The 1539-nt window shown below is 35.7% G+C and carries 3 protein-coding genes; all 3 read left to right on the top strand.

Going from position 1 to position 1539, the window contains the following annotated elements; translation table 11 throughout:
• Nucleotides 1-60: 60 nt before the first annotated feature.
• Nucleotides 61-267 (top strand): DUF1657 domain-containing protein, encoded by a 207-nt coding sequence (locus ADA55_RS26600; RefSeq protein ID WP_048689592.1) that lies wholly within the window; start codon nucleotides 61-63, stop codon nucleotides 265-267.
• 26 nt (nucleotides 268-293) lie between these two features.
• A complete protein-coding gene (locus ADA55_RS26595) occupies nucleotides 294-1154 on the top strand; it encodes a DUF421 domain-containing protein (RefSeq protein WP_048689589.1) in 861 nt (286 codons plus the stop codon).
• A 260-nt stretch (nucleotides 1155-1414) separates the two neighbouring features.
• On the top strand, nucleotides 1415-1539 hold a 125-nt coding region (locus ADA55_RS28995; protein WP_202188903.1), incomplete at its 3' end, for a YitT family protein.

Genomic DNA, 1539 nt, shown 5'->3' with positions numbered 1-1539 from the left:
ATTATTTTCGGCATGTTAGGAGCTTTGATTTTTAAACCAAAGGGATAAGGGGGATGTAAGATGACCATCGGATCGGAAGTAAAGCAATGTCTTGCCAGCCTAAAAGGCGTAGAAGCTARTCTWTCCAGTTTAGCATTACGTACACAAGATAACGAATCGAAACAAACCTTACATGAAACGATGATGGTAGTGAACGAAGTAGTGACAGATTTGAAAAAAAGGGTGGGAGAGTTGGAGAGGGAGGAATTCCAGTATAAAGGGTTTTAAATAAAGTATATAGGAGGTATTATATAGTGCCTGATTGGTTAGATGTATTTGTACGGGCTTTGTTGTTTCTCATTATCCTTTTTTTAGTAACTAAAATGCTAGGTAAAAAGCAACTATCTCAAATTTCTTATTTTGAGTATGTTACTGGTATAACCATAGGAAGTATTGGGGCAGAAGTTATTACGGGTCTTGAACGAAAAATTACAGTGGGGATTATAGGAATTATAACCACTGCCGCACTACCTTTTATAGTTGGACTTATTTCTGAGAAAAGTAAAAAGTTTCGGGACCTTATAGAAGGAAAAGGAACTGTTTTTATTAAAGATGGAAAAATCATGGAAGATAATTTGAAAAAGGAAAGATACACAACGGATGAATTGTTAGCATTACTTCGAAAGAAAGATGTCTTTCAGGTGTCTGATGTAGAATTCGCGATATTAGAGGCAACCGGAGATTTATCCGTTATGTTGAAGAAAGAGAACCAGCCTTTAACCGCAAAGGATTTAAACTTGACGGTCGCTTCAGTCAAGGAGCCTCAGACTGTCATAATGGATGGTGAAATATTGGATGAACCACTTTCGACGATTGGACGAAGTCGAGGTTGGTTACACACTGAATTAGAAAAATTAGGGGTCACAATTGAAAATGTCTTTCTTGGACAAATAAATTCTTATGGAGAACTAACGGTGGACCTTTTTGATGATATATTGCAAGTACCATCTCCTCAAGAGAGGCCTCTACTTCTTTCGACTTTGAAAAAATGCCAAGCAGACTTAGAATTATTTGCACTAGGAACAGAAAATAAAGAAGCCAAGCAGATATATGAAAAAAACAGTGAAAAACTACAAAAAGCGATTGATAACGTTACCCACATCTTAAAAAATTGATTGTATGATCCGTTGTTCATGGGTTATTTTATTCGTTCTAAAAAACATAGGAGGCAGTTAAATGCCTCCTAAAACTCACCCAAAAGATGTCAAAGGTAATGCAGTAAAAGGAGATTATATATGTATATGTAGACAAAAGGGAAATTCAACTTGTCACGCCCCTTTTTAAAAAGATTGCTTTCAACTAATTACACATCTTAGCCTCATTCTGAAATCATATGCTTGTACATATATTAGCCATAAACACATGATAAAAGGTGATGTATATTTTTCAGAAAATCACGGCTATTATTATAGGAAGTCTATTATTGAGTATCGGAATAAACGGCTTTTTAGTTCCCCATCATTTATTAGATGGAGGGATTACAGGCATTGCCCTCATCAT

The organism is Bacillus sp. 220_BSPC (assembly GCF_001054655.1).
Taxonomy (GTDB): domain Bacteria; phylum Bacillota; class Bacilli; order Bacillales; family DSM-1321; genus Peribacillus; species Peribacillus frigoritolerans.
The sequence above is the reverse complement of the archived record's forward strand: the minus strand, read 5'-3'. Positions and strand labels throughout refer to the sequence as shown.